The sequence below is a fragment of the Nocardia sp. NPDC050175 genome (assembly GCF_044459885.1).
Classification (GTDB): domain Bacteria; phylum Actinomycetota; class Actinomycetes; order Mycobacteriales; family Mycobacteriaceae; genus Nocardia.
Genome location: NZ_JBITJI010000016.1, coordinates 67,356 through 87,220, shown reverse-complemented (window position 1 = coordinate 87,220; position 19,865 = coordinate 67,356). Strand labels below are relative to the sequence as shown.

Annotated in this window: 18 protein-coding genes; 10 read left to right on the top strand and 8 right to left on the bottom strand. The window is 67.5% G+C overall.

Translation table 11 applies throughout. The features are described 5' to 3' along the window. The first annotated feature begins 48 nt into the window (after nucleotides 1-48). Both rsmI and ACIBK2_RS38955 read left to right on the top strand, forming a co-directional pair. A complete protein-coding gene (gene rsmI, locus ACIBK2_RS38960) occupies nucleotides 49-909 on the top strand; it encodes a 16S rRNA (cytidine(1402)-2'-O)-methyltransferase (protein WP_396975099.1) in 861 nt (286 codons plus the stop codon). 72 nt (nucleotides 910-981) lie between these two features. Further along, the gene (locus ACIBK2_RS38955; protein ID WP_396975097.1) at nucleotides 982-1,734 is read left to right on the top strand and encodes an isocitrate lyase/phosphoenolpyruvate mutase family protein; all 753 of its coding nucleotides are present in this window, start codon (nucleotides 982-984) and stop codon (nucleotides 1,732-1,734) included. 142 nt (nucleotides 1,735-1,876) lie between these two features. Here ACIBK2_RS38955 and ACIBK2_RS38950 read toward each other — a convergent pair whose 3' ends face one another. Next, the gene (locus tag ACIBK2_RS38950) at nucleotides 1,877-2,545 is read right to left on the bottom strand and encodes a TetR/AcrR family transcriptional regulator (RefSeq protein WP_396975095.1); all 669 of its coding nucleotides are present in this window, start codon (nucleotides 2,543-2,545) and stop codon (nucleotides 1,877-1,879) included. A gap of 210 nt (nucleotides 2,546-2,755) precedes the next feature. Next, the gene (metG, locus tag ACIBK2_RS38945; protein WP_396975094.1) at nucleotides 2,756-4,315 is read right to left on the bottom strand and encodes a methionine--tRNA ligase; all 1,560 of its coding nucleotides are present in this window, start codon (nucleotides 4,313-4,315) and stop codon (nucleotides 2,756-2,758) included. A gap of 199 nt (nucleotides 4,316-4,514) precedes the next feature. On the opposite strand from metG, the gene ACIBK2_RS38940 reads away from it, so the two are divergent. The 5 genes from ACIBK2_RS38940 to ACIBK2_RS38920 all read left to right on the top strand — a co-directional run bounded on the left by ACIBK2_RS38940 (nucleotide 4,515) and on the right by ACIBK2_RS38920 (nucleotide 9,994). Next, nucleotides 4,515-5,342: a TatD family hydrolase gene (locus ACIBK2_RS38940; RefSeq protein WP_396975092.1), complete on the top strand. Its 828-nt coding sequence runs from the start codon at nucleotides 4,515-4,517 to the stop codon at nucleotides 5,340-5,342. 191 nt (nucleotides 5,343-5,533) lie between these two features. After that, nucleotides 5,534-6,661 (top strand): transglycosylase family protein, encoded by a 1,128-nt coding sequence (locus tag ACIBK2_RS38935; RefSeq protein WP_396975091.1) that lies wholly within the window; start codon nucleotides 5,534-5,536, stop codon nucleotides 6,659-6,661. Nucleotides 6,662-6,890: 229 nt separating this feature from the next. Continuing rightward, nucleotides 6,891-8,057, top strand: a complete 1,167-nt coding sequence (locus ACIBK2_RS38930) for an alpha/beta fold hydrolase (protein WP_396975089.1) — start codon at nucleotides 6,891-6,893, stop codon at nucleotides 8,055-8,057. 152 nt (nucleotides 8,058-8,209) lie between these two features. Continuing rightward, nucleotides 8,210-9,091 carry a 16S rRNA (adenine(1518)-N(6)/adenine(1519)-N(6))-dimethyltransferase RsmA gene (gene rsmA / locus ACIBK2_RS38925; RefSeq protein ID WP_396975088.1) on the top strand — a complete coding sequence of 294 codons (882 nt, stop codon included), beginning with the start codon at nucleotides 8,210-8,212 and terminating at the stop codon, nucleotides 9,089-9,091. Nucleotides 9,092-9,157: 66 nt separating this feature from the next. Continuing rightward, a complete protein-coding gene (locus ACIBK2_RS38920) occupies nucleotides 9,158-9,994 on the top strand; it encodes a GNAT family N-acetyltransferase (protein WP_396975086.1) in 837 nt (278 codons plus the stop codon). Between the two features lie 57 nt (nucleotides 9,995-10,051). Here ACIBK2_RS38920 and ACIBK2_RS38915 read toward each other — a convergent pair whose 3' ends face one another. The 5 genes from ACIBK2_RS38915 to ACIBK2_RS38895 form a co-directional block, all read right to left on the bottom strand. After that, a complete protein-coding gene (locus ACIBK2_RS38915; protein WP_396975084.1) occupies nucleotides 10,052-12,271 on the bottom strand; it encodes a heavy metal translocating P-type ATPase in 2,220 nt (739 codons plus the stop codon). Then, nucleotides 12,271-13,170 (bottom strand): hypothetical protein, encoded by a 900-nt coding sequence (locus ACIBK2_RS38910; protein WP_396975082.1) that lies wholly within the window; start codon nucleotides 13,168-13,170, stop codon nucleotides 12,271-12,273. The genes ACIBK2_RS38915 and ACIBK2_RS38910 overlap by 1 nt, the downstream gene beginning before the upstream one ends. After that, a complete protein-coding gene (locus tag ACIBK2_RS38905; protein ID WP_396975081.1) occupies nucleotides 13,170-13,376 on the bottom strand; it encodes a heavy-metal-associated domain-containing protein in 207 nt (68 codons plus the stop codon). The genes ACIBK2_RS38910 and ACIBK2_RS38905 overlap by 1 nt, the downstream gene beginning before the upstream one ends. Nucleotides 13,377-13,478: 102 nt before the next feature. Beyond that, entirely contained in the window at nucleotides 13,479-14,288 is an 810-nt protein-coding gene (locus tag ACIBK2_RS38900) for a CPBP family intramembrane glutamic endopeptidase (RefSeq protein WP_396975079.1), read from the bottom strand. A 68-nt stretch (nucleotides 14,289-14,356) separates the two neighbouring features. Continuing rightward, nucleotides 14,357-14,965, bottom strand: a complete 609-nt coding sequence (locus ACIBK2_RS38895) for a TetR/AcrR family transcriptional regulator (protein ID WP_396975077.1) — start codon at nucleotides 14,963-14,965, stop codon at nucleotides 14,357-14,359. An 81-nt stretch (nucleotides 14,966-15,046) separates the two neighbouring features. On the opposite strand from ACIBK2_RS38895, the gene ACIBK2_RS38890 reads away from it, so the two are divergent. Together ACIBK2_RS38890 and ACIBK2_RS38885 are read left to right on the top strand one after the other, a co-directional pair. Next, nucleotides 15,047-15,799, top strand: a complete 753-nt coding sequence (locus tag ACIBK2_RS38890; RefSeq protein ID WP_396975075.1) for an SDR family oxidoreductase — start codon at nucleotides 15,047-15,049, stop codon at nucleotides 15,797-15,799. A gap of 76 nt (nucleotides 15,800-15,875) precedes the next feature. After that, nucleotides 15,876-16,811: a 4-(cytidine 5'-diphospho)-2-C-methyl-D-erythritol kinase gene (locus ACIBK2_RS38885; protein ID WP_396975073.1), complete on the top strand. Its 936-nt coding sequence runs from the start codon at nucleotides 15,876-15,878 to the stop codon at nucleotides 16,809-16,811. A gap of 136 nt (nucleotides 16,812-16,947) precedes the next feature. Here ACIBK2_RS38885 and ACIBK2_RS38880 read toward each other — a convergent pair whose 3' ends face one another. Continuing rightward, on the bottom strand, nucleotides 16,948-17,796 hold the full coding sequence (locus ACIBK2_RS38880; protein WP_396975072.1) for an LLM class flavin-dependent oxidoreductase: 849 nt from the start codon (nucleotides 17,794-17,796) through the stop codon (nucleotides 16,948-16,950). 283 nt (nucleotides 17,797-18,079) lie between these two features. Between ACIBK2_RS38880 and ACIBK2_RS38875 the strand changes: the two genes are divergently transcribed. Continuing rightward, complete coding sequence (locus tag ACIBK2_RS38875; protein WP_396975071.1) at nucleotides 18,080-19,861, top strand: ABC-F family ATP-binding cassette domain-containing protein; 1,782 nt, start codon at nucleotides 18,080-18,082, stop codon at nucleotides 19,859-19,861. Nucleotides 19,862-19,865: the final 4 nt, after the last annotated feature.

The window sequence follows — 19,865 nt, the reverse complement described above, 5'->3', positions numbered from 1 at the left end:
GGCTGCGGAGGTTCGGCGGGTGCCGGGCGTGATCGGGACGGGAGTGCGGTGGCGGACGAGGCGACAGGGCCGGGCAGGCTGGTGCTTGCGGCGACGCCGATGGGCGACATCGGTGACGCGTCGCAGCGGCTGCGCGATGCGCTCGGGTCGGCCGACATCGTCGCGGCCGAGGACACCCGGCGCACCAAGTCGCTCGCCAAGTCGCTGGGGGTGGAGATCACCGGCCGGGTGGTCAGCTTCTACGACCACGTGGAGATCGCGAAGATTCCGGCGCTGCTCGGCGATATCGAGGCCGGGCGCACGGTGCTGCTGGTGACCGACGCGGGGATGCCCTCGGTCAGCGACCCCGGCTATCGATTGGTCGCGGCCTGTGCAGAGCGGGACCTACCGGTGACCTGCCTGCCGGGTCCCTCGGCGGTGACCACGGCGCTCGCGCTGTCCGCCCTGCCGGTGGAACGGTTCTGCTTCGACGGTTTCGCGCCGCGCAAAGGCGGTCAGCGCCGAGAGTGGTTGCGCACCTTGGCCACCGAGTCGCGCGCCTGCGTCTTCTTCGAAGCACCGCACCGCCTGGCCGACTGCCTGGCCGACGCCGTCACCGTGCTCGGCCCCGACCGCCGCGCCGCCGTCTGCCGCGAACTGACCAAGACCTACGAGGAGGTCATCCGCGGCACCCTCGCTGAGGTCGCCGCCTGGGCCGTCGACGGCGCCCGCGGCGAGATCACCGTCGTCCTCGAAGGCGCACAACCCAAATCCGCCGACCCCAACGATCTGGTCGACGAGGTCGAGGCACTGACCGCCGACGGCATCCGTCTCAAGGACGCCTGCGCCCAAATCGCGAGCGCGAACGGCGTCTCCCGCAACGAGCTCTACGACGCGGTGCTGATCGCCCGCCGCGCGGGCGAGGACTGACCGACTCGCAACGGCGGTCGTTCGGCCCGATGCACCATGGTGCGCGGTGCGGGGACGCGGCATGATCGTCCTATGACCTCTCTCGAAAGCAAGGCCAAGGCATTTCTCGCACTGCACCGTCCCGGGGATCCCGCTGTGCTGCCCACCGTGTGGGACGCGTGGTCGGCGAAGGTCGCGGTGGAGGCCGGGTTCGCGGCGCTCACCGTGGGTAGTCATCCGGTCGCCGACTCGATCGGGCGTGCGGATGGCGAGGGCATGACCTTCGCCGAGTCGCTCACCCGGGTTCGGCAGATCACCGAGGCCGTCGAGGTGCCGGTGTCGGTGGATATCGAATCGGGTTACGGCCTGGAACCGGCTCAGCTGATCGAGGGCCTGCTCGAGGCGGGTGCCGTCGGCTTGAACATCGAGGACACCGTGCACAGCGAGGGCAAGCGGCTGCGGGCACCGCAGGAGCACGCCGATCTCGTGCACGGGCTGCGGCAGTTCGCCGACGCGGCCGGGGTGCACGTGGTGGTCAACGCCAGGACCGACCTGTTCCTGCGGCAGGACGGCGACGAGGCGGATCGGGTCGACCGCGCGATCGAGCGGCTGCGGCTGGCCACCGCGGCGGGTGCCGATGTGCTGTTCCCCGCGGGCGCACAGGCGGATGCCGATGTGCGTCGCCTGACCAGCGAGCTGACGCTGCCCATCAGCATGGTCGGCCTGCCCGACAAGTCCGACAAGGCGGTGCTGGCGGACCAGGGTGTCGCGCGCATCAGCTTCGGCCCCTACCTGCAGCGTGCGCTCACCGCCGAAATCGAGCGCCTGCTCGCCCGCTGGAAGTAACCAGCATCGACGAGTGGCACATCATCGAGAGTCGTTCTCGGCTAACGCCATAGCCCCGTGCCACTCGTCGCCGAGGCATGTGTGGCTGTCGTGGCGATTGATTCGTATGGCGGCCCTGAATAGTCAAGCAGGAGAAACAGTTTCAGGCACCTAGGCCTAATGTTGTGCTGACGAAGTGGACGAACAGCGGAATCAGGTCGGGCACGCGAGCGGGGCCGTCGGACACGATGACTCGACGGGTCCGCTCGCCGATCGCATCGGGGATCAGGGCGATCAGCTCGTCGGAAACTTCCGGCAGCGTCGGATCCGCCTGGCGCGCTTGGTCATAGAAGAGGCGATACAGCGTGGCGAAGCGGTCCACGGCCAGGTCGCGGTAGTCGACGGCGGCCTGATTCACCTTGAACGATTCGACGATCACCAGGCGGGCGAAATCCGGTTCGGTGGCGACGGTTTCGCAGAAGGTGGCGACGATCGACTCGATCCTGGCGGGCACGTCGGCCGTCGGTGCGAGCTGGGCCAGCTCCTCGGTGATCCGGCCTGCCACGATATCGACGCCGGTGTGCACCGCCTCGACGAAGCATTCTTCCTTGTTCGCGAAGTGCTCATAGAAGGTGCTGCGCGAAACCCGTGCTCGGGCAACGATATCGGTGAGGGTTGTGCCGGAATATCCCTTACTGTCGACGCATTCGACCATCGCTTCGATGAGTCGCCCCCGTTGCGAGACCAGGACGGCGTCGCGGGCCGCGCGGTGCCGGTCGGCGAAGGTGTTCTGCGGCATGGGTGTCGAGTCGGTCGCCTGTTGTCGGCGCATGGGTGCCCTCCCGGTTCGGCGAACATGAACATTCGTAACCCAGCATTATGCGACTGTGCGCCAGTGGGTTCCGCGCCGGTGCGCGACGAAGGGCGTTTCGGACCGCGACCAGGCCGGGTAGGGCCGCGGCATGTTCCGCCGCCGGAAACACGAACGCGGCACGGGCGCAGCCTGATTCGGCACCGCCCGGCCGCGTGCGTCGGGTAAGGCTCAGTCCTTGGGCTCGATGTACTTGGGGTACACCGGTTCCGGCGCGGGCAGCACCACGCCCGGCACGATCGGCGTCGCGATATCGGCGAACGTGCGCTCCTGCTGACCGAGCTGATCGAGGATCTTGCTCGCCGAAGCGGGCACCACCGGCTGCACCAGGATCGCGACGATCCGCAGCACCTCGAGCGTCACGTACAGCACGGTCGCCTCGCGGGCCAGATCCTCCGGGGTGCCGGACTTGGCCAGCGCCCACGGGGCCTGCGCGGAGAAGTACTTGTTCGTCTCGCCGAGGGTGAGCCAGATCGCTTCCAGCGCGAGATGCATTTGCTGCGCGTCATATTCGGCGCGGCAGCGGTCGAGCAGCCCGTTCGTCAGATCCAGCAGCGTGCGGTCGGCGTCGGTGAATTCGCCCGGCGTCGGCACCACGCCGCCGCAGTCGCGCGCGACCAGCTTGGTGCTGCGCTGCACCAGGTTGCCGAACTCGTTGGCCAGGTCGGAGTTGATCCGGCCGACGATCGCGTCGTGGCTGTAGCTGCCGTCCTGCCCGTAGGAGATCTCGCGCAGCAGGAAGAAGCGCACCGCGTCCAAGCCGTAGCTCTCGACCAGTTCCAGCGGGTCGACCACATTGCCGGTCGACTTGGACATCTTCTCGCCCTTGTTGTACAGGAACCCGTGCACGAAAACGCGTTTCGGCACCTCGACGCCCACCGACATCAGGAACGCCGGCCAGTACACGGTGTGGAACCTGGTGATGTCCTTGCCGATGATGTGCACGTCGGCGGGCCAGAACTTCTGGAACGCAGCGGATTCCGTGTTCGGGTAGCCGACACCGGTGATGTAGTTGGTGAGCGCGTCCACCCAGACGTACATCACGTGATCGGGATGGTCCGGCACCGGCACACCCCAGTCGAAGGTGGTGCGCGAGATGGACAGATCCTTCAGCCCCGCCTTGACGTAGCTGACGATCTCATTGCGACGCGTTGCGGGCGCGATGAATTCGGGATGCTCCTCGTAGAGCGCGAGCAGCTTGTCCTGGTAAGCGGAGAGCTTGAAGAAGAAGTTCGACTCTTCGGTCCAGGTGACCGGCGTCTTCGACTCGGTGGAGATCCGGGTGCCGTCGTCCAGCTGCGTGGTCTCCTCCTCGGTGTAGAAGGCCTCGTCGCGCACCGAGTACCAGCCCGAGTAGTTGCCGAGGTAGATGTCGCCATTGGCGAGCATCCGCTCCCACAGCGCGACGCTGGACGCCTGGTGGTCCTCGTCGGTGGTCCGGATGAACCGGTCGTAGGAGATGTCCAGGGTCTTGTCCAGCGCCTCGAACACGTCCGAGTTACGGCTCGCGAGCTCCTCCACCGGGACGCCCGCGGCCGCGGCCGCCTGCTGCATCTTCTGACCGTGCTCGTCGGTGCCCGTCATGAAGAAGACGTCGTATCCGTCGAGCCGCTTGAAGCGGGCGATGGCGTCGGCCGAGATGTACTCGTACGCATGGCCGATGTGCGGCGCACCGTTCGGGTAGGCGATGGCCGTGGTGATATAGAAGGCGGGGCGGTCAGCTGCGCTCATGCCTGCACCTCGCTGACGCTCGGTTCCGGCATGACCGCATGGGCGGCTGTGTTGATGGTTCGCTCGCTTCGCTCGCTCATGGTGTGTCTACTGTAATGGCCGTGGTTTCCTACACTCACGCGAATATCCGCTGCGCCGATTCCCTGGCTGCCCAGGTAGTCCCGCACGGTGCCGATTCCGCTGTGACGGGCGGTGTTCGATGAGTAACAAGCGTCCAGCGCCGGACCTGCCGGAGCCACTGTCCCCGATCATCGACGCGCACACCCACCTCGACGCGTGTGGCGCCACCGACGCGGCCTCCACCGCAGTGATCGTGGACCGTGCCGCCTCGGTCGGCGTCGGCCAGGTGGTCACAGTCGCCGACGACCTCGCCGCCGCGCAGTGGGCCGTGCAGGCCGCCAACTGGGATCCGCGCGTCTATGCCGCAGTGGCGCTGCACCCCACCCGAGCCAACGCGCTCGATGACGCAGCGAAGACCGAATTGGAACGCCTGGCCGCCGACCCTCGCGTGGTCGCGATCGGTGAGACCGGTCTCGACTACTACTGGCCGGGCAAGCTCGACGGCTGCGCCGATATCGAGACCCAGATCGAGGGCTTCCGCTGGCACATCGACCTGGCGAAACGGCTGCGCAAACCGCTGATGATCCACAATCGCGAGGCCGACCACGATTTGCTGACGGTGCTGCTGGACGAGGGTGCCCCGGCCACGGTGATCTTCCATTGCTTCTCTTCGGATACCAACATGGCGCTGGCCTGCGTGGCCGAGGGGTATGTGCTGAGTTTCTCCGGCACGGTGAGTTTCAAGAATGCGCATGAGTTGCGCGAAGCCGCCAAAGTTGTCCCCGACGAGCTGATTCTGGTCGAAACGGACGCACCGTATTTAACGCCGCATCCATTCCGTGGTGCTCCCAACGAACCATATTGCCTGCCGTACACCGTGCGCGCGCTGGCGGAACTACGCGAAACGGACCCGGCCGAATTGGCGAAGATCACCACGGCGAACGCGCGTCGCGTCTACGGAATCTGACCAATCCGCTATTTTCCGGCAATTTGAGTACCCGCAAGGGGGCTGGATATACGTGGTGTGTCCTAGGTCACAACGGTAGGCATATTTCGTGATCAACCTGCGGTAGCGATATCTGTTCGTGATATTGAAAGACCCAGCTGAAGCAAGTGAAGGTTGTCTACCCCCAAGCCCCTCGTTATCGTACTGTGACCATGTCCCCATTCACGCGAATCAACCAGTCTCGGTCGCCGCTGCTATACGCGGCGGTCGGTGCGCTGTTGATGACGCTGATCGTCGGCGCCGGGCTGGCCATCGTGAACCGGAAGACGGTGACGGTCGTCGTCGACGGTGAGAAGCGCGTCGAGACGACGATGTCGCTCAACGTCCGCGGTGTGCTGCGGGCCGCCGGCTTCGCCGTGACCGAGCGCGACCTGGTGGCCCCGGCGCTCGCCGCGAAGATCGGCGACGGCGCCACCATCACGCTCAACCGGGCGCGTGAGGTCAAGCTCATGGTCGACGGCCAAGCCCGCACTGTGTGGACAACCGGGCTGACCGCGGGCGAGGCGCTCGAGCAGCTGAGCCTGCCCAAAGAGGTGTACGTATCGCCCGGGCGCAACGAGAAGCTGCCGCTGGAAGGCGCCGCGCTGAATGTCGCGACGCCGCGGTCGGTCTCGCTGCTCGACGGCATCGGCGCCCCGGTCGACGTCCGGCTCGCCGCGCCGACGGTCGGCGAATTCCTTGCGGTGGCGGGCATTCCGCTGATCGAGCAGGACACCGTCGAGCCCGCCGCGGCCACCCCGCTGACCGACGGCACGCGAATCACGGTGACCCGCAAGCGGATCGAGAACCGGACCGAGACGCTGCCGCTCGATCCGCCGGAGAACGTGATCGAAGACCCGACCATGAACATGAGCCGCTCGGTGGTGGAAACCCAGGGTTCGCCCGGTGTCCAGGACGTCACCTTCGCGGTCACCATGGTCAATGGCACCGAGGTGGACCGGAAGCCGATCGCCGCCAATGTCACGATCACCGCGCAGCCGAAGACCATCCGCAAGGGTGCCAAGCCGGGCACCGAGGTGCCGCCGGTGCGTGACGGCTCGACCTGGGACGCGCTGGCCCGCTGCGAATCCACCGGCAACTGGGGCATCAACAACGGCAACGGTTACTACGGTGGTATCCAATTCGACCAGGGCACCTGGGAACGCCAGGGCGGCCTGAAGTACGCACCCCGCGCCGACCTGGCCACCCGCGAAGAGCAGATCGCCATCGCCGAGATCACCCGCGCTCGTCAAGGTTGGGGCGCCTGGCCCGCCTGCACCAGCCGCCTCGGCATCAGCTGACCACCCCGCCGCACGCCTTCTGATTCCCCGCACGGGAAATCGCATGCGATTCTCGGTGCCGGAAATCAGAAGGCGTGCGAGTGCTGTGGGGTGAGTGCCGTTACGGGTCGGCACCCCTTGGTGTTGCCTTGGATTCGCCAGACGGTCACGCTGAGCTGGCAGTATCTGGCTGATCTGTACACTCGTCCAGGTTTGTGACGGTGTGGGTCGGGTCAGTGAGGTGTAGTTTATGCGGGTTATTCAGGTGTGCAGGCGTGCGGTGGCGGTGGCCACGTTGTCGGCCAGTGTCGCGTTGTTCGTGAATGTCGCTCCGGCGCAGGCGGAAACTCCCGGGTCGCTGATCTCGGTCGAGGCGCAGCCGGACGGCTGGCACGGGGTATCGGGCGGCTCGGTGCTCGAATACTGGATGCGCGGCTCGGACGGGACGCCGCGACAGGCCAGCGGCGCGCTGTTCGTTCCGCAGGGCACGCCGCCGGCCACCGGCTGGCCGGTCATCGCCTACGACCACGGCACCAGCGGTCTCGGCGCGGGCTGCGGCGGGCAATCCGATCCGGCGGGCCACCCGTATCAGCAGATTCGGTCCAAAGAGGATCAGTTGATCCAGGGGATGCTCGAGCAGGGCTTCGCCGTGGTCGCGCCCGACTACCTCGGACTCGGCCGCTTCAACACGGGCCCGCACCCGTACCTGGAGGTCGCCAGCGAGGCGACGGCCACCATCGATCTACTGCGCGCCGCCCGCACCACCCACCCCGAGCTGTCGCGCACCTGGGCGGTCCTCGGCGTTTCGCAGGGTGGCCAAGCCGCGCTCGGCACCGGCCACCTGCAGGCCAGCTACGCGCCCGATCTGGACTTCCGCGGCACGATCGCGATCGACCCCGAATCGGACGTGGAGAAGATATTGCCGCTGGCCGGGCCGATCATCCCCAACATCCCCGGCAACGACGGCGCGATGAGCTTCTTCGTCAGCATCCTGGCCGGCCTGCGCGCGGCCCGCCCCGACGTGCACGTCGACGACTACCTCACCCCGCAGGGCCGCGCGCTCCTCGACAGCGTCGGCACCCTGTGCCTGGACGGCATCACCGACCGCGTGCACGGCCTCGGCGTCGGCGACCTGCTCGCCAGACCCCTCGCCGAAGAGCCCATCCGCTCCGCCCTCGACGCCTACCTCACCGTGCCCACCTCCGGCTACAACGCCCCGATCCTGTTGCTGCTCAACGTTACCGACACCACCGTCCCGTCTCCGCTGCACGCCGCCCTCGCCGCGCAGTTCGCCGCCAACGGCGTCGTTTTCCAGACGGTCACCGGCACCGGCAAGCACACCCAGCTCAACGCCCCGATGCAAGCGGCCATCGACGACTTCCTCAACCGCATCAAGACCACCCCGTCTCAGCGGTAGCCCGCGACCCGCGCGGCCTCGCTCGCCGCGCACTATCTGGTGTGCCGCGCTCACAATTGCCAGCTGGTTCGTGCGCAGCGGGCGAAGAGGTGCGCAATGGGCAAGGCCGTGCGCGGCGATGGGAGGTGCGCGCGGGTTGATAGGTTCTTCAGGTGTCCGAACCTGAAGTTGCTGCTCGTGGGAGTGCCGCGTTGCTCGGGCCCGCCGAAGTGCGGGTGCTGGCCGAGCGGCTCGGCGTGCGGCCGACCAAGCAGCTCGGGCAGAACTTCGTGCACGACGGGAACACGGTGCGGCGGATCGTCGCGGCGGCGGGCGTCGGGCGCGACGATGTGGTGCTCGAGGTCGGGCCCGGGCTGGGTTCGCTGACGCTGGCGCTGCTCGACGTGGTCGACTCTGTGGTCGCCGTCGAGATCGATCCGGTGCTCGCCCGGCACCTTCCGGTGACCGTCGCGGACCGTGCGCCGGAGCTGGCCGACCGGCTGACCGTGGTCGAGGCGGACGCGCTGCGAGTCGCCGCCGCGGACCTGCCGGTCGCGCCGACCGCGCTGGTCGCGAACCTGCCGTACAACGTGGCGGTACCGGTGCTACTCCACCTGCTCGCCGAATTACCAAGCATCGCAGTCTCTTTGGTGATGGTGCAGGCGGAGGTCGCCGACCGCCTCGCCGCCGCCCCCGGCAGCCGCACTTACGGCATCCCCAGCGTGAAAGCTGGTTTCTTCGGCACCGTCCGCCGGGCGGGCGCCGTCGGTACCCAGGTCTTCTGGCCCGTCCCACGAGTCGACTCCGGCCTGGTCCGCGTCGACCGCTATACCGAATCCCCTTGGCCGATCGACGACGACCATCGCCGCCGCGTCTGGGAGGTCGTCGACGCCGCCTTCGCCCAACGCCGCAAAACCCTGCGCGCTGCCCTCGCCGGTTGGGCCGGTTCTCCCGCCGAAGCCGAACGCCGCCTGCTCGCCGCCGACATCGCGCCTACCGCCCGCGGCGAAACCCTCGATACCGCAGCCTTTGTCCGCCTCGCCGCCCAAGGCTGACCACACCGGGCGCAGCCGGACATGCGGGGACCCGACGTAGGGCGATCGGCCCGTTAGGCTGGCGCGGTGCTTGGGATCGTTGCGAAAGAAGTGCAGGTTCGTCGACTTGGCGTAGCGGATCTGGCGGCCTGTCTGGATCTCGCGGCGGACCGTTCGTGGTCGCGCGAGGAAGCCAAGTGGCGGCTGCTGCTGGAACTCGGCGGCGGCTACGGAATCGATGCCCCAGACGGAGGTTTGGCGGGAACGGTCTTCCTGACCGAGGTGGCACCGAGAATCGGCGCGGTGGGCATGCTGCTGGTGGCCAGCCGGTATGGCGGCCGTGGTCTGGGCTACCGCTTGATGAACGAGGCGCTGAGCGCTGCGGATTGCGCAACGGTGTTCTTGTATGCGACCGAGGCAGGTCTGCCGCTGTATCGGAAGCTGGGATTTCAGATCGTGGATGAAATCGTCAAGCACACTGGAGTTTTCGAACCAGCATCCGCACCAGCGCCAGGCATCCGACTGGGCGATACCGAGGACTTGCCGACGCTGGCCAGGCTGGATCGGCAAGCGTTCGGCGCCGATCGGACCATGCTGCTGCGGCGCTTGCTCCCCATAGCCGAACGGGTAGTGATCGCGGATGAGGGTTACGCGGTGGCCTGGCGCAATCTCGATACTGTGCATGTCGGACCATTGGTCGCGAAATCGATGAGTACTGCGAAGACGTTGCTCGATGCCGCTTTCCTGGAAGGGAATTCGACGACGCGCGTTGACCTGTGCACCGGTGCGGGCATCGAGCTCAGCGGTTGGTTGGCCGAGCGTGGGCTGACAGCCCATCCGTCGTCTCCACTCATGGTGCGCGGCGAGGATCTGCCCGGAAATCGCGCGATGCTGCTGGCACCTTTCACGCAGGCGCTCGGCTGATCGGCCAATACTGGTTGCAGCACAAGGACTTTCATCGCACCGAGGCTGCGCTGGTGCTCAGCGGAATGAGCGCAGACGCAGACTGTTGGTGACGACGAAGATGCTGGAGAGGGCCATCGCGGCACCGGCCAGCATGGGGTTGAGTAAGCCGGCGGCAGCCAGCGGGATGGCGGCGATGTTGTAGCCGAAGGCCCAGTAGAGGTTTCCCTTGATGGTGCGCAGGGTGGTGCGGGAGAGGCGGATGGCGGCGGCGACGGTGCGCAGGTCGCCGCGGACCAGGGTGATGTCGCCGGCCTCGATGGCGACGTCGGTGCCGGTACCCATGGCGAGGCCGAGGTCGGCTTGGACCAGTGCTGCGGCGTCGTTGACGCCGTCGCCGACCATCGCCACGATCTTGCCGTCGCGCTGCAAGGTGCGGATCGCGTCGAGTTTGCCGCTGGGCAGCACCTCCGCGACCACCTCATCGATGCCGACCTGTTCGGCGACGGTGTGCGCGGTGGCGGCATTGTCGCCGGTGAGCAGAATGGGGGTCAGTCCAAGGCTGCGGAGTTCGGTAATCGCTTGCGCGCTGGATGGTTTGACCGTATCGGCGACGACGAGCAGGCCGCGGGCGATGCCGTCCCAGGCGACCGCGACCACGGTGTTGCCCGCGTGTTCGGCGGTCGATTGAGCGGCGGCGAGTGGGTCGGGGAGCGCAATGGATCGACTGTCGAGCAGTTCGGCGCGGCCGATGACGATATCGCGTTCGTCGACGCGACCCTCGACACCCGTGCCGCTGTGACTGACGAACTGCCGCACCGGCTTCAGCGCGAGTCCGCGTTCGGCGGCACTCGCGACGATCGCCCGCGCAATGGGATGCTCGGACCCGCGCTCCACCGAGGCGGCGAGCACGAGCAGTTCGTCGACGTCGATGCCGTCGGCGGGGACGAGGTCGGACAACGTCATTCGCCCGGTGGTCACCGTCCCGGTCTTGTCCAGCACCACGGTGTCGATGCGGCGAGTGGATTCCAGCACCTGCGGGCCTTTGATGAGAATGCCCAGCTGCGCACCGCGCCCGGTGCCGACGAGCAGGGCGGTCGGCGTCGCGAGTCCTAATGCGCACGGGCAGGCAATGATCAGCACAGCGACGGCAGTGCCGATGGCGACCGCGGCGGGAGAGCCGGTGCCGAGCCAGAAGCCGAGCGTCATGGTGGCGATGGCGAACACGATCGGCACGAAGACGCCGGCCGCCCGGTCGGCGAGGCGCTGCACCGGCGCCTTGCCGTTCTGCGCGTCCTCGACCAGCGCCGCCATCTGCGCCAGCTGGGTGTCCGCGCCGATCCGGGTGGCGCGCACGGTCAGCAGGCCGCCCGCGTTCACGGTGGCGCCGACCACGGCATCGCCGGGCCCGACCTCGGCGGGCAGTGCCTCGCCGGTCAGCAGGCTCTGATCGAGCGCCGAATTCCCCTCGACCACAACGCCATCCGTGGCGACTTTCGCGCCAGGCCGGACCAGGAACAGCTCGCCGACTCGCAAATCCGTTACCGGAACCAGGATTTCGATGCCATCACGCAGCACCGGCACGTCCTTGGCGCCGAGTTCGAGCAAGGCCCGCAGCGCCGAACCCGCCCGTTCTCTGGCCCGCGTCTCGAAGTATCGACCGGCGAGGATGAAGACGATCAATCCGGCCGCTACCTCGAAATACACGGTGGAGGAGGCGTCCGAGCGTTGGATCGCCAGGCTGAACGAGTGCTTCATCCCGGGCATTCCGGCCTGCCCGAAGATCAGCGCATACAGCGACCAGCCGAACGCGGCCAGCGTGCCGACCGAAACCAGCGTGTCCATCGTCGAGGTGGCGTGCCGGGCATTCGTCCACGCCGCGCGATGGAACCCGGATCCACCCCATACCACCACCGGAGTGGTGAGGGCGAGCGAAACCCATTGCCAGTTATCGAATTGCAGCGCAGGCGCCATCGCCAAGGCGATCGCCGGCAGCGCAAGTACGAGACTGATCAGCAGTCGGCGACGCAGTAAACCGAGGTTGGCGTACTGGTCGGTTTGTGTTGCGGCCGAACTGAATACGTGCGCCGCATACCCCGCATCGACAACGTGTTCTACCAGCGAATCCGGCGAGACAGATTGTGGATAACGTACCTTTGCCTTTTCCGTGGCGAAGTTCACGGTCGCGGTGACGCCGTCGATTCGGTTGAGCCGCTTCTCGATCCGCGCGGCACAGGAAGCGCAGGTCATCCCGCCGATCTCCAGCTCGATCGAGCGCAGATCGGCGGGTGCGGACATCAGTGCCCGCCACCCTGATGCGGTGCGCCGCCGGATGTGGATGGGCCTGTGGATGATTCGACCATAGGTGTTTCCATGGTGAACTCGGCGGTGTGTACCGCGCCGCCGTGCGAGAAGTCTAGATACAGCCGATAGTCGCCCGCACTCGGGGCCTGTGCATGGAACGTGACCTCGGGCCCGGCGGGGGTGCGGCCGACTTCGCCCTCCGGATGCACGTGCAGATAGGCGAGGTCGTTCGCGCGCAACGCGACGAGATGTGCGTAGGCGCCGAGATACGGTTCGAGATCGGTGACCGGCGTGCCGTCGCGGGTGACAGTGAATCGCAGCTCACTGCCCGCCGTGCTGAGATCGCCGGTCGCGGTGACCTGATACCCGTCCACTGTCGCGGTTCGCGCAGGCGGTGGAAGCGGTTGCAGCGCAACTGTTCCCGCCACCGCAACGGTCCGGCTGAGCACCAGTCCGGTGCCGTCGGACTCCGGCATGAAGTCGGTGAACACGCGATACGTGCCTGGCTGTGCCCAAGTCCAATCGATCGACCAGGTGCCTGCCGCGTCCATGGTCGGATGCACGTGCCGGTATTGCGTGGCATCGGATCGGACGACGATCAGATGCAACTTCTTGTCGTGCTGAGTGCGGAATCCGACGACCGGCGCGCCGTCCGGCCCGGTGATCCGAAAGCGCAGGGCACCGGCCTGATTCGGCTCCGTCGGCGCGGTGAGGTCGGCGAGGGCGTAGCCGGATCTGGTCTCCGACAGTCCCGTGTCCGACCCGGCCGGGAGCGTCATGTCGTTCGATGCGGGCTCGGCCGGATCGCCCACCAGGGCGCCGATGCCGAGCGCGACACCGAACAACACGACAAGCACGCCGCCGAAGGCGACGAACTTCAGCCGGTCCTGCATCAGACCGCGACCTCGTAGCCTGCCTCGTCCACGGCGGCGACAATGTCCGCGTCGGCGATCGGCGCCGCGCTGGCCACGGTGACCGCCCCGCTGGCGAGATCGACGTCGACACTGGTGACACCGTCGATCTTGCCGATCTCCTTCTGGACGGAGCTCACGCAGTGCCCGCAGGTCATCCCCGTGACGGTGTAGGTGGAACTGGGCATCTCCGACTCCTTCGCTCATTCTCCATCATACGGGCCGGGGGTACCCCGACCCGTATGAAGGTACCCCCGGTGGGTACCGCACGCAAGTGGTCGGATCGCCGCTCATCGCGCGCGCAACGACCGTACTGCCAGCGTCGCCGCGGCGGTGAAAACCGCTCCTAGCGCGACGATCACGATCTGCGGCCGGTCGAGCGTCGCGTCACCCGCCGTCAGATAGATCCCCACGTTGATCAACCAGTGCCCGACCGCCGCGACCAGCACCCGCTGCCAGAAACTGCCGGTGCCGAGCGTGCCCAACAGCGTGGCGAACGCCATCGTCGAGACGAAGAACGACACCGCGACCACCGGGCCCGCACCGAACGCCTGCACATGCCACAGCGCCCACACCGCCCCGGTCACCGCGATCGCCACCAGTCGGCGCATCCGCGTTTCGAGCAGCGGTTGCAGGAAGCCACGCCACCCGATCTCCTCACCGGTCGCACCGATGAGTTGGACGACGAAGAACACCACGAACGGCACCCCGCCGACCGCAACGGGACCGACCAGATCGTGCCCCGCCAATGCTGTTGCCCCGGCGACCAATAGCCCGAGCAGCAGGCACGCCGCCAGGATGTAGCCGAGATTCTCGCGAACCTGTCGAGTGGTTTCCGGTGTGGGAAACAGCGGGCCGAGAACTGTGCGGCCGATAAGCCAGGTGGCCAGCGCGCCTAGCGCCGGGGCGAACTGCACCAGCGACAATGCCGCCCGATCGATGCCCGAAACCGGCTGCAGCGCAAGCATCGCGACCGAGCCGAGCAGGGTGGTCAGGACGTAGATCCCGATGAGGGTCCAGAAGATTCGGCCGCTCGGCACCGAGGTCGACTGCTCGATCCGTGCGGCCGGACCGGTGGGAGTTTCAGGCTGAGCTGTCATCGGAAAATCGTCACACCGCGCCTATGCTGGGCGGCTCAGTCTTCAGGGCCATTTATCACGAGGTGCTCTCATCCTTGCGGTGCCGTCCTTCCCCAGCCGTACATGGCCAATTCGGCAACCTTCGCCAGTTCCGCTCGGCTCGCACCATCCCTGGAGGCGTGCGACATCCCTTGCAGCACCGTGCCGATGTAGCGAGCCAGCGTCGGCGCGTCGTCCGCGGTGACCAGGACACCCGCGTCCATATCGGCCTGGATCCGTTCCGTGAACAACCCGAGATTTCGAGTGCGCAACTCGTGCAGCATGTCGGCGATCTCACCGCTGTTGGTGTTGAGGCCCGCGCTGATCACCAGGCAGCCGCGCGGGCAGTCGGACCGGGTGTACTCCGCCGCCGCTTCCCGCAGGGTGCGCCGCATCGCCGCCTCGGCGGTCGGCTCCTCGGCGAGTGCGCGCTCGATGAAATTGCCGTACTGCGCACCGAAGCTCTGCACCGCTTCCTTGAACAGCGTCGCCTTGTCGCCGAACGCCGCGTAGAGGCTCGGCGCGCCGATGCCCATCGCGGTGGTGAGGTCGCCGATCGAGGTGGCTTCGTAACCGCGTGCCCAGAACAGCCGCATCGCCTTGTTCAGCGCGGCGTCCCGGTCGAACGAACGCGGCCTGCCTCGGGTCGTGGTGCTCATAAAAGTCATTCTATAGCGATCGCTAGAGAATGTGTTAGTGTCCCTGTTCTGTAGTGATCGCTAGAGAAAGAGGGTCCCGCGATGGGCGCACTGACAGGCAAGACCGCACTGGTAACCGGAGCGAGCCGGGGCATCGGCCGCGGCATCGCCGAACGGCTCGGCCGGGACGGGGCGCGGGTGGCGGTGCATTACAACGGGAACGAGCAGGCGGCCAAGGGAACAGTCGCCGCGATCGAGGCCGAGGGCGGTTCGGCCTTCGCGATCGGCGCCGAACTCGGCGTACCCGGCGACGCCGCGGCCCTGTGGTCCGCCTTCGACGCACACGCCGACGGAGTGGACATCCTCGTCAACAACGCGGGCACCGACGGCATCCGCGAACCGATCGACGGCACCGACGAGGCGGCCTACGACCACGTCTTCGCGGTCAACGCCAAGGCGCCGTTCTTCATCACCAAGATGGCCCTGGATCGGATGCGCGACGGCGGCCGCATCGTCAATATCTCCACCGGCCTCACCCATGGCGCGCGCATGCCGGAGCTGATCGCCTACACGATGACCAAGGGTGCGCTCGATGCCTTCAGCAGCGTGCTGGCCAAGCAGGTCGGCGTGCGCGGCATCACCGTGAACGCGGTGGCCCCCGGCATCATCGACACCGATATGAACGCCGGGTTCTTGAACAATGCCGAGACGGTGGCGGCCGTGGCGGCGATGTCTCCGCTGAAGAAGCTCGGCCAATCCGCCGACGTGGCCGATATCGTCGGTTTTCTCGCCTCCGCCGATGCCCGCTGGGTTACCGGGCAGTGGATCGATGCCACCGGCGGGGGGCTGCTGTAACCGAATGATTCACAGCGGGTGAAAGGCCGATATCGACCCGCGCGACCGTCCGGGGCACCCATTAGGCTTGGGCACCGTGCTGTCAGTTGTCCCGAGCCCCATCACCGTGCGCGCGCCGTCGAAGGTGAACCTCCACCTCGGAGTCGGTGACCTGCGTGCCGATGGGTTTCACGACCTGACAACGGTGTTCCAGGCGTTGTCGCTGAGCGACGACGTGGAGATCGCCCCGGCGAGCTCGCTGGCCGTGCGGGTCTCCGGCGAGGGCGCCGCCGACGTGCCGACCGACCGCACCAACCTGGTGTGGCGGGCGGCGGTCCGGCTCGCGCATCTGGCGGGCCGGGCGCCGCTGGTGGAATTCGCTATCGCCAAGGGCATTCCGGTGGCGGGCGGGATGGCGGGCGGCAGCGCGGACGGCGCCGCGGCGCTGGTCGGACTCAATGAACTGTGGGATCTCGGCCTCACCCGCGACGAACTCTCCGCCGTGGCCGCCGAACTCGGCAGCGACGTGCCGTTCGCGCTACACGGTGGCACCGCGCTCGGCACCGGACGCGGCGAACGACTGCTTCCGGTGTTGTCCCGCAACAGCTTTCACTGGGTGCTCGCGCTGGCCAAGGGCGGCTTGTCCACCCCGGCCGTCTTCGCGGAACTCGATCGGTTGCGCGAGAACGGTTCTCCGCCGCGGCTCGGCGAACCGCAACAGCTGATGCAGGCGCTGGCCTTCGGTGATCCGAAACAGCTTGCGCCGCTGCTGGGTAACGACTTGCAAGCGGCCGCGCTGTCGTTGAAGCCGGAACTGCGTCGTACGCTGCGCGCCGGTGTCAACGCGGGCGCGCTCGCGGGCTTGGTCTCCGGCTCCGGCCCCACCTGCGCATTCCTTTGCGAGAGCGAGGAATCCGCGGTGGCGGTGGCGGCGGAACTGGCGGGCGCGGGGGTCTGCCGCAGCATGCGGACCGCAACCGGCCCGGTCCCCGGCGCCCGCGTCCTCAGCGGCGAGCCCCCCGTCAAACGCTGACCCCGTGCCGACCGAAGACGCCCTTCACCCCGCCGGACCTGCCGAAGGTCGCCTTCGGTCGCCCTGGCTCGACGACCGAAGGCGACCTTCGGGTGGACTGGGGTGCTGAAGGGCGCCTTCGGTCGGTTGGTTGAGGTCAGGCGATGACGTCGGCCAGGCGGTCGACCTGGTCGGGGTCGGCGCCGTAGCAGTAGAGCATGACTTCGTCGGCGCCGAGGTCGTCGAATTGCTTGATGGTGGAACGGATTGCGTCGGGGGTGGTGAGCATGCCTTCGAGCATGTAATCGGCGCGGCCGCTGAATTCGTAGTAGCCACCCATGGAGGCACGGGCTTCGTCGATCAAGTTCTGGTCGCCGAGGACGACATTGACCTGGGCGACGATGCGCGGCGCACCGGAGCGGCCATTGTCGGTCCAGGACTTGCGCACGGTGTCGAACAACCGGCCTGCCCAGGCGGCCGGGGCAGCGGCGAGAAAGCCACCGCCCCAACGGCCTACGCGTTCGAGCGCGGCGGGCTGGAAGCCGCCGAACAGGACCTCGGGGCCTGCGGGAACCAGGGGCGCCGGGCCGATCGGACCGCAGTCGGGTCCGTACGGCGCGCCGGACCAGATGCGCTGCATGATCTCCATCTGTTCGTCCAGGCGGCGACCGCGGGTCTTCAGGTCGGTGCCGGAGGCGATGTGATCGTCCTCGCGACCGCCGACGCCGAGGCCGAGCACGAAGCGGCCGCCGGACATCCGGTCCAGCGTCGCGGCCTGCTTGGCGAGCAGCGACGGCTCGCGCAGCGGCGCGATGAGCACCTCGGTCTGCAGCTTGATGCGGGAGGTGGCGCCCGCGGCGATGGCGAGGGCGACGAGCGGTTCGGGATTGTCGTAGACGAGCCGGTCGAGCAGGCCGAGGGTGGAGAACGGGCCGGCATCGGCGCGGCGGGCCCAGTCGAGCAGAACGGTGGGGTCGGAGATGGGCAGACCGAGACCGACGTGCATGGGAGAACCTCCGTGGGAGAAGCGAATTGGATCGTGCCGCCCTCTCGCCTCGTCATCCGAGGTGGGCTCCCATTCTGCGGCTTTGTTCTGGAGAGCACCTATTTTACTAACTTTGTTCGTAACGAACGTTGTTCGTTGAGATCAATCTAGACGAACAACGTTCGTTACGCAAGGGGGTCTGTTGGGGGCTTGACGCGGGGAGGTGGCGGAGCGGGTTCGGGGAGCTCAGTACGCTGGCTGAGGGCACGCACCTCGCCCGCCGCTGCAAGAACCGGAAGGATTCATGTCCAACCTGATCAACCTCGAGCAGGTCTCCAAGAGCTTTGGGATCACGCCGCTGCTGGACAACGTATCGATGGGCGTCCACGCGGGCGAGCGTATCGGCGTCGTCGGTCTCAACGGCGGCGGTAAAACCACGCTGCTCGAGGTGCTCACCGGGCTGGAGCCGCCGGACAGCGGACGGGTCAGCCGCGTCGGCGGGCTGCGGATCGCCACGGTGACGCAGCGCGGCGTACTGCCTCCCGGTTCGACCGTCGGCGATGTCGTGCTGGCCGGTCTGGCCGATGACGCGATGACCGACGATGTCGCCGAACATGAGTGGGCCGCCAATCCACGCATCCGTTCGGTGATGGAGGGCATCGGTATCGCCGGGCTCGGCCTGGAGACGTTGATCGACAATCTGTCCGGTGGCGAGCGCCGCCGCGTCGCGCTGGCCGCCGCCCTGGTTCGCGATCTCGATCTGCTCGTGCTCGACGAGCCGACCAACCACCTCGACGTCGAGGGCGTGCAGTGGCTGGCCGAGCATCTGCTGCACCGTCGCAGCTCGCTCGTCGTCGTAACCCACGATCGCTGGTTCCTCGACACCGTCGCCACCAACACCTGGGAGGTCGTCGGCGGCAAGGTCGAAACCTACGAGGGCGGCTACGGCGACTGGATCTTCGCCCGCGCCGAGCGCGCCAGGCAGGCCGACGCCTCCGAGGCCCGGCGCGCCAACCTGGCCCGCAAGGAACTGGCCTGGCTGCGCCGCGGCGCGAAGGCCCGCACCTCCAAGCCGCGCTATCGGGTGGAGGCCGCCGAGGCGCTGATCGCCGATGTGCCCGCGCCGCGCGACAGCGTCTCGCTGGCCGCGTTCGCGCGAAAGCGGCTGGGGCGCGTCGTCATCGAGCTCGAGGACACCACCCTCACCACCCCGGACGGCCGGGAGTTGGTGCGTGACTTGACCTGGCGGCTCGCGCCGGGGGAGCGGGTCGGCCTGGTCGGCGTGAACGGCTCCGGCAAGACCACCCTGCTGCGTACGCTGGCCGGCGAGACGGAACCGGCGGTGGGCAAGCGCATTCAGGGCCAGACGGTACAGATCGGTTGGCTGCGCCAGGAACTCGACGATCTGCCGACCAATATGCGGGTGCTGGAAGCGGTGCAGCAGGTCGCGCAGCGAATCATGCTCGGCGACAAGGAGATCTCGGCGGGTCAGCTCGCCGAACGGCTCGGCTTCACCCCGGCGCGCCAGCGCACCCCGGTCGGCGATCTGTCCGGTGGCGAGCGACGCAGGCTGCAGCTGACCCGCATCTTGATGGCCGAGCCGAACGTGCTGCTGCTCGACGAGCCGACCAACGACCTGGACATCGACACCCTGCAACAGCTCGAGGACCTGCTCGACAACTGGGCTGGCACCCTGGTCGTCATCAGCCACGATCGCTATCTGATCGAGCGCATCTGCGATTCGACCTGGGCGCTGTTCGGCGACGGCAAGCTCACCAACCTGCCCGGCGGCATCGACGAGTACCTGAAGAAGCGTGCCGCACAGGGTGATGCGGTGATTCGCTCGGGCGACCCGAAGGCCGCGCCGGTGACCGACGCCGCGACCCAGCGGGCCGCGCGCAAGGAACTGTCCAAGCTGGAACGCTCGATCGAGAAGTTCGACGAACGCGAGCGAAAGCTGCACGCCGCGCTCGCCGAGGCCGCGACCGACCCGGACAAGCTGGTCAAGCTCAACGCGGAGCTCAAGCAGGTCGTCGCGGAAAAGGAAGCGGCAGAGGAGCGTTGGATGGAGCTGGCGGACGGGTAACCGG